The 7,483-nt window shown below is 66.8% G+C and carries 4 protein-coding genes and 4 pseudogenes; 1 reads left to right on the top strand and 7 read right to left on the bottom strand.

All coding sequences use genetic code 11. From position 1 onward, the window contains the following. Positions 1–169: 169 nt before the first annotated feature. From AKN84_RS36980 to AKN84_RS50870, 4 genes and pseudogenes are all read right to left on the bottom strand, one after another. Positions 170–901 carry an amino acid ABC transporter ATP-binding protein gene (locus AKN84_RS36980; RefSeq protein WP_050425339.1) on the bottom strand — a complete coding sequence of 244 codons (732 nt, stop codon included), beginning with the start codon at positions 899–901 and terminating at the stop codon, positions 170–172. Further along, complete coding sequence (locus tag AKN84_RS36975; protein WP_050425338.1) at positions 898–1,551, bottom strand: amino acid ABC transporter permease; 654 nt, start codon at positions 1,549–1,551, stop codon at positions 898–900. Before AKN84_RS36975 ends, AKN84_RS36980 begins: the two co-directional genes overlap by 4 nt. A gap of 167 nt (positions 1,552–1,718) precedes the next feature. Beyond that, a pseudogene (locus AKN84_RS50875) lies at positions 1,719–2,003 on the bottom strand (substrate-binding periplasmic protein); the annotation flags it as partial. 128 nt (positions 2,004–2,131) lie between these two features. Further along, positions 2,132–2,485, bottom strand: a pseudogene (locus AKN84_RS50870) (transporter substrate-binding domain-containing protein); the annotation flags it as partial. Positions 2,486–2,666: 181 nt separating this feature from the next. Between AKN84_RS50870 and AKN84_RS36965 the strand changes: the two are divergent. After that, a complete protein-coding gene (locus AKN84_RS36965) occupies positions 2,667–3,326 on the top strand; it encodes a helix-turn-helix domain-containing protein (protein ID WP_050425337.1) in 660 nt (219 codons plus the stop codon). A gap of 332 nt (positions 3,327–3,658) precedes the next feature. Here AKN84_RS36965 and AKN84_RS36960 read toward each other — a convergent pair. From AKN84_RS36960 to AKN84_RS36950, 3 genes and pseudogenes are all read right to left on the bottom strand, one after another. Further along, positions 3,659–5,928, bottom strand: a pseudogene (locus tag AKN84_RS36960) (xanthine dehydrogenase family protein molybdopterin-binding subunit). 3 nt (positions 5,929–5,931) lie between these two features. Next, positions 5,932–6,977 (bottom strand): annotated as a pseudogene (locus AKN84_RS36955) (FAD binding domain-containing protein). Beyond that, the gene (locus AKN84_RS36950; protein ID WP_050425336.1) at positions 6,974–7,471 is read right to left on the bottom strand and encodes a (2Fe-2S)-binding protein; all 498 of its coding nucleotides are present in this window, start codon (positions 7,469–7,471) and stop codon (positions 6,974–6,976) included. The pseudogene AKN84_RS36955 and the gene AKN84_RS36950 overlap by 4 nt, the downstream one beginning before the upstream one ends. Positions 7,472–7,483 lie beyond the last annotated feature (12 nt).

Genomic DNA, 7,483 nt, shown 5'->3' with positions numbered 1-7,483 from the left:
TCTCCCATCGGGAGAGGTCGGCGCGAAGCGCCGGGTGAGGGTTCAGGTCCCACGAGAGAGCGTCACCCCTCACCCGCATCGCATCTGACGATGCGATCCGACCTCTCCCACAAGGGGAGAGGTGGACCGTTGGCATGGCAACGTCTCGATTCAAGTCAACCATCAGCCATCACAGCGGATGCAGCACGCGGCGCAGGAAATCCTGGGTGCGCGGGTGCTGCGGTTGGTTGAGGACGGATTTGGCGGCGCCCTGCTCGACGATGACGCCGCCGTCGATAAACAGCACGCGATCGGCGACGTCGCGGGCAAAGCCCATCTCGTGGGTGACGACCACCATGGTCATGCCGTCATCGGCGAGCTTGCGCATCACCGAGAGCACCTCGCCGACCAGTTCGGGATCGAGCGCCGAGGTCGGCTCGTCGAACAGGATCGCCTTCGGCTGCATCGCCAGCGCCCGCGCGATCGCGACACGCTGCTGTTGGCCGCCGGAGAGTTTTGGCGGATGCACCTCGGCCTTGTCGGCGAGGCCGACCTGCGCGAGCAGCGCGCGGCCGCGCGCGACGGCCTGCTCGCGCGGCTCCTTCTTCACATAAAGCGGGCCCTCGATGACGTTCTCGAGCGCGGTGCGATGCGGAAACAAGTTGAAGCGCTGGAACACCATCGAGACCTGGGTACGGATCGACACGATCGAGCGGTCGCCCTGATCGACGCGCGCGCCCTCGACGCTGATCTCGCCGCGATCGTAGCTCTCGAGCCCGTTGATGCAGCGCAGGATGGTCGACTTGCCGGAACCTGAGGGACCGATGATGCAGACCACCTCGCTCTTGGCGACGGAGGCGGTGATGCCCTTCAGCACCTCGACCTTGCCAAAGCTCTTGTGGACGTCGCGAAGCTCGATCATTTGCGGTTCGCCTTGTTCTCGAAGTGCCGAACCAGCAGGATGAGCGGAATGCTCATGGTGAGGTACATCAGCGCCACCAGGGTGAACACGCTGGTGTTCTTGAAGGTCGAGGACGCGATCAGCTTGCCCTGCAGCGCCAGCTCGGCGACCGTGATGGTGGAGGCCTGCGAGGAATCCTTCAGCATCATGATCATGATGTTGCCGTAGGGCGGCAGGATGATCCTGACCGCCTGCGGCAGCACCACGCGGCGCATGGTGAGCCACCAGCCCATGCCGATGGTCTGCGCCGCCTCGATCTGCCCCTTGTCGATCGCCTCGATGCCGGCGCGGAAATTTTCCGCCTGATAGGCCGAGTACGCGATGCCGAGCCCGATGATCGCGGCCTGCAGCGCTGAGAGTGCGATGCCGAAATCGGGCATCACGAAATAGATGTAGAACAGCAGCACGATGATCGGGATGCCGCGGATCACATTGATCAGCGCCGCGCTGAGCCAAACGAGGATGCGGATGCCGGACACCCGCATCAAGGCCCATACCAGCCCGAGCGCGGTCGAAAGCAACAGCGAGCCGACGGTGACGACGATGGTCAGCCAGACACCCTGCAGCAGGATCGGCACGAACTCGACGGCGTCATGGAAGAATTTTTGCATCGGCTAGGCGTATCCGGTCCCGTCACCTTCGAATTTTATCTCCGTTATCCTGAGGAGCGGCGTCTTCGCCGCGTCTCGAAGGATGTACGGCCCGGCTGGTGGCCGTCGCCCCTTCGAGACGCGCTACGCGCTCCTCAGGGTGACGGGTCAGCTCGGCGCGCGAGCCCTCACGACCCGCTGGCCTTCTGGCCCCATTTCTCCAGGATCTTCGCGATCGTGCCGTTCGCCTTCAGCTTCGCCAGCGAGGCGTTGATCTTGGCGAGCAGTTCGGTGTCGCTCTTGCGGACGCCGATCGCGACCGTGCCGACGGTGACGGGCTTGTAGCCGTCGACCAGCCGCACGTCGGCGAAATTGCCCTGCTGCAGATTGTAGGCGAGGATCGGATAGTCGGCGAAGCGGCCTTGAGGCGGCCGGCATTCACGTCGCGCAGGATATCGGGAATGGTGTCGTAGACCTTGACCTCGCTGAACAGCCCGGTCTTCTTCAGCGCATCGACAAAGGCTGTCCCGACCTGGGCGCCGACCACCGTGCCCTTCAGATCCTCCTGCGAGGCATAGGCCTTGGTGTCGGACTTCGGCACCACGAGCCCCTCGCCATAGGTGTAGACCGGCTCGGAGAAGTCGATCACCTCCTTGCGCGCAGCGGTGGCGAACATCGCGGCGGCAATGATGTCGATCTTGTTCGCGGTCAGCGAGGGGATCAGCGCCGAGAACTGCATCGGCTCGATCTGCACGGTGAAGCCGGCGTCCTTGCCGATCTCGGTGGCGAGATCGACCATGATGCCCTGGATCGAATTGGTCTTGGTGTCGAGGAAGGTGAAGGGGATGCCGGTCGGCGTCGAGCCGACCTTGAGCACCTGCTGCGCCTGCGACGGCGCGCTCACGGCAAGGGCAAGCGCCGCAACCGCGGCCTGAACAAGACGCTGAAAGGACATCGCACCACCTCCCAAACTGGCGCCGGTGCCGCCTCGCCCGCTGTATCAGCGCTTTTGGTTGCGGGCGACGCCGTTCCGGCCTGTTTTCACCAATATGAAATTGTGGTCACGAAACCGCGGCCAATGCAAGCGGTTTTCATGCACATGAAGGAAGCTGTGTGACGTGAGCGGCGGCAGGAGGATGCGCAAAGGCGCGGCAGCGAAGCCCGTGACGGTACGCCGCGCGGCCAAAAAGCCGGCCAAGAAGCTGGATAAGAAGCCGGCCGAGCCCGCGATGGATCTCGCGGTCGGACGCCGCATCCGCGACCTGCGCCGAGCCAGGCAGATGTCGCTGGAGCTGGTTGCCGCGCGCACCGATTTGTCGATCGGCTTCATCAGCCAGATCGAGCGCGGCCTCTCCTCGCCCTCGCTGCGTGCGCTGGCGACCCTGGCCGACGTGCTCGGCGTCGGCATCGCCGCGCTGTTCGGCGCGGCGCCGAAGGATGACGGCACCGGCGGCGTGGTGACCCGCGAGGTGCAGCGCGCCGAGCTGAAGCTGTGGCGCACCGGCATCTCAAAGGAGCTCTTGAGCCCCGCCGGCAGCGAGAGCCGGCTCAATCTGTTCCTGGTGCATCTCGACCCCGGCGGCAACACCGGCGACGAGTTCTATACCCATGACGGCGAAGAGGCCGGCCTCGTGCTGCAGGGCGAGATGACGCTGACGGTGGACACCGAGACCTGGACGCTGAAACAGGGCGACAGCTTCCGCTTCGCGAGCCGCAGGCCGCACCGGTTTTCCAATCCTGCGCGCGATGCCAACGCCGTGGTGCTATGGGTGAATTGCGTGACGGCGGCAGGGTAAACCCTCGCTCTCTCGCCGTCGTCCCGGCAAAAGCCAACACGACGATGATAGCCGTTTCGCGTGTCGTCATTGCGAGGAGCGAAGCGACGAAGCAATCCATGGTTCCGCATGCGCGGAGCAATGGATTGCTTCGCTTCGCTCGCAATGACAGGTCCACCCTGCCCTGGAGGGGGAGGGTCGGATCGCGTTGAGCGCAGCGAAATGCGAGCCGGGGTGGGGTGATCTCTCAACACGGGCAGCACCCGATACGAGAGACTTTCACCCCACCCCGCTAAGCATCTTGCTTCGCGCGATGCTTATCGACCCTCCCCCTCCATGGGAGGGTGAAGTCGCTAGTCTCCCAGCCCCATCACCAACTCCTCGATCTTGATCGGGAAATTCCGCACCCGGATGCCGGTGGCGTGGAAGACGGCGTTGGCGACGGCGCCGGCGCTGCCGGTGATGCCGATCTCGCCGACGCCCTTGATGCCGAGCGGGTTCACATGCGGATCGTGCTCGTCGACCGTGATGACGTCCATCGGCGGCACGTCGGCATTCACGGGCACATGATACTCGGCGAGGTTCGCATTCAGGATGCGTCCCGAGCGATGGTCCATCACCGCCTCCTCGTGCAGCGCGAAGGAGAGGCCCCAGATCATGCCGCCGCGGAGCTGGCTCTGCACCATCAACGGATTGATGATGCGGCCGGCCGCGAACGCGCCGACCAGCCGCGTGGCGCGGATCTGGCCGAGTTCCGGATCGACCTTGACCTCGGCAAAGACAGCGCCATGCGCGTGCATCGCATATTGCGACTGCGCCGCCGCATCCGCTGCGCCGCTGCCGGTCGCGTCGACCTCGGCGAGGCCGGCGCGCGCCAGGATCTCGGCATAGCTTTCGCTGCGCGCATCGTCGTCGCGGCGACGCAGCCGTCCACCCCGCGCCACCACGCCGGCATTGCCGGCGCCGAACAGCGGAGAGCGCTCGTCCGTGGTCGCAAGCTCGGCGAGTTTTGCGATCACGGCAGCACCTGCGTTATGGATCGCGGCGCCGACGGTTGCGGTATGGCCCGAGCCGCCGGCGATGCCGGCATCGGGCAGATCCGAGCTGCCGGAGCGGAACGTCAGCTGATCGAAATCGAGCCCGAGCGCGTCGGCTGAGATCTGCGCCAGCGCGGTCCAGGCGCCCTGCCCCATGTCATGCGCGCCGGTCTCCATCACGCCCTTGCCGTCGGCGCGGATCACCGCGCGCGCATTGCCCTGGAACATGATCGCCGGGAATGTCGCGGTCCCCATGCCCCAGCCGACCAGAAAACCGTTCTCGTCGCGCATCTGCTTCGGCTGCAGCGGACGACCCGCCCAGCCGAAGCGTTCGGCGGCTCTGGCGTAGCATTGGCGCAGCGCCTTGGAGGAGAACGGCTTGCCGGTGGTCGGCTCGACCTCGGCGTAGTTCTTCAACCGAAACTCCAGCGGATCGATGCCGCAGGCGAAAGCCGCCTCGTCGATCGCGCTTTCCAGCACGATCGATCCGGTGGCCTCGCCCGGCGCGCGCATGAACAGCGGCGTGCCGGTGTCGACGCGCACCGCTTCATGCGCGGTGCGGATCGCGGGGCTGGCATAGAGCGTGTGCGAGGCGTCGGCGGCGGGCTCGTAGAAATCGTCGAAGCTCGACGTCGTGACGCGCGCCTCATGATTGATCACGGTCAGCGCACCGGCATCGTCGGTGCCGATCCGGATGCGCTGGCGGGTCGGCGGACGATGGCCGACCGGGCCATACATCTGGCTCCTGCGCAACACGAGCTTGACCGGGCGGCGACCAGCTTGGCGGCCATGATGCCGAGCACCTGCGGCCCGGAGATCAGCCCCTTGGAGCCGAAACCGCCGCCAAGGAACGGGCTGTTGATGTGGATATTCGCCGGCGGAATGCCGAACAGGCCGGCGACGCGCATCTGGGCGAATCCCATGCCCTGGCTCGGCGTATCGATGAACAGGCGGTCGCCGTCCCACACCGCGACGATCGCATGCGGCTCCATCGCGTTGTGATACTGCGCCGGGGTTTCGTAGGTCGCATCGGTCAGCCTCACAGCCGCAGCCATGCCGGCGTCGATATCGCCGTGACGGACTTCGGCGGGATTGCCGATGCCCACCACCGGCGGCGCATAGGCTTCGCCGGCGTCGAGGCCGACCCGCGCGATCTCGACCTGGTAGCGCGGCGACAGCAGCGCCGCGCCTTCGGTTGCGGCCTCCAGCGTCTCGGCAATCACGACCGCGATCGCCTGGTTGGCGTAGCGCACCTCGTCGCTCTGCAACAGCTCCATGCGGAACGCGAACGGATTGCCCTTGGCATCCGGGTCTTCCGCGAGCTCGGGCTTGTGCGCCGGGGTCATCACGTCGATCACGCCGGGATGGCGCTTGGCAGCGTCGACACAGAGCGCGGTGACGCGGCCGCGCGCGATGCAGCTGGTCGCGATCACGGCATAGACCATGCCGGGCGGATGATTGTCGGCGGCATAGCGGGCCTTGCCGGTGACCTTCAGCACGCCGTCGGTGCGGGTCATCGGCTGGCCGATGTTCGAGCCATGCCGGATATGGGCGGGGTCGCGGGTCAGACTGAGTTCAACCGTCATGCGTTACGCTCCTGCAACGGACGAGAAGGGAGAGCCGGGCAGCGCGGGAATGCGATCCGGCGTACCTGCGGCAGCAGGGTGAGCGCGCGCACGACGATGCGCTGCGCGAGCTCGATCTTGAAGGCGTTGTCGCCGGACGGCTTTGCGTCCGCGAGCGCGGCACGCGCCGCCTCGCGATAGCAGGCGACATCCGGCGCCGCGCCGGCGAGCACCTGCTCGGCGTCGCGCGCCCGCCAGGGTTTTGCGGCGACGCCGCCGAGCGCAAGCCGCGCCTCGCGGATCTTACCGTCCTCGATGCGCAACCCGGCCGCAGCCGAGACCACCGCGAAGGCATAGGATGTGCGCTCGCGGACCTTGATGTAGCGGGCATGCCCGGCGAAATCCTTCGCCTCGGCCGGCAGGCGCAGCGCGACGATCAAATCGCCGCGCTCCAGCGCAGTCTCGCGCTCCGGTGCGTCACCGGGCAGACGGTGCAGCGCCTCCAGCGGCAACTCGCGCCGGCCGCCTTTGCCCTCGATCTCGACGACCGCGTCGAACGCCACCAGCGGCACGCAGAAGTCCGACGGATGGGTTGCGATGCAACCCTCGCTCCAGCCGAGCACCGCGTGCAGGCGGTTCTCGCCCTTCAGCGCATCGCAACCGGCGCCCGGCCAGCGCCGGTTGCAGGCGCTGCCGGCGTCGTAGAAATAGGCGCAGCGCGTCCGCTGCATCAGATTGCCGCCGACGGTCGCGGCGTTGCGCAGCTGCGCGGAGGCGCCCGACAGCAACGCCTCAGCGACCGCCGGATAGCTGCGCGCGAACTCCGTGTCATGCGCCAGATCGGCGTTGCGCACCAGCGCGCCGATGCGCAAGCTGCCGTCGGGGAGATGCTCGATGCGGTCGAGCCCGGGCAGGCGCGTGACGTCGACGAGACGGCTCGGCCGGCTGACGCCGCCCTTCATCAGGTCGAGCAGGTTCGTGCCGGAGGCGAGATAGCTCGCGCCCTTCTCGCTGCCCGCCGCGATCGCGTCCGCGACGCTGGCCGGCCTGACATAATCGAAGTTCATCATGCGGAGCGCCTCTGCTTGGTGGCGGTCATGTTGGATTGCGCCTCGAGCACGGCCTCGGTGATCCCCTGATAGGCGCCGCAGCGGCACAGATTGCCGCTCATGCATTCGCGCACCCGCTCCGGATCGTCGCCGGCCTGCCCTTCCTGAATCATGCCGATGCCGCTCATGATCTGGCCCGGCGTGCAGAAGCCGCACTGAAAACCGTCATGGGCGATGAAGGCGGCCTGCACCGGATGCAGCTCGCCGCCGCGCCCGACGCCTTCGATGGTGACGATCTCGGCGCCGTCATGGCTGGCGGCGAGCGCGAGGCAGGAATTGATGCGGCGGCCGTCGACCAGGATGGTGCACGCGCCGCACTGGCCGCGGTCGCATCCCTTCTTGGTTCCGGTGAGGTCGAGCCGCTCGCGCAGCAGGTCGAGCAGCGTGACCCGGGGGTCGTCGAGGACAATTTCCCGGCGGACGCCGTTAATGGTGAGGCTGAGTGGAAGATTCATGCAGGGCTCCGA

Origin of the sequence: Bradyrhizobium tropiciagri, assembly GCF_001189845.1 — a bacterium.
Taxonomy (GTDB): domain Bacteria; phylum Pseudomonadota; class Alphaproteobacteria; order Rhizobiales; family Xanthobacteraceae; genus Bradyrhizobium; species Bradyrhizobium tropiciagri.
Note: the sequence above shows the minus strand (reverse complement) of the source record. Positions and strands in the feature narration are given on the sequence as shown.

Bases quoted from the DNA above. Each gene is read 5' to 3' on its own strand.
- AKN84_RS36980 (WP_050425339.1), bottom strand. From the start codon at position 901: ATGATCGAGCTTCGCGACGTCCACAAGAGCTTTGGCAAGGTCGAGGTG.
- AKN84_RS36975 (WP_050425338.1), bottom strand. From the start codon at position 1,551: ATGCAAAAATTCTTCCATGACGCCGTCGAGTTCGTGCCGATCCTGCTG.
- AKN84_RS36965 (WP_050425337.1), top strand. From the start codon at position 2,667: ATGCGCAAAGGCGCGGCAGCGAAGCCCGTGACGGTACGCCGCGCGGCC.
- AKN84_RS36950 (WP_050425336.1), bottom strand. From the start codon at position 7,471: ATGAATCTTCCACTCAGCCTCACCATTAACGGCGTCCGCCGGGAAATT.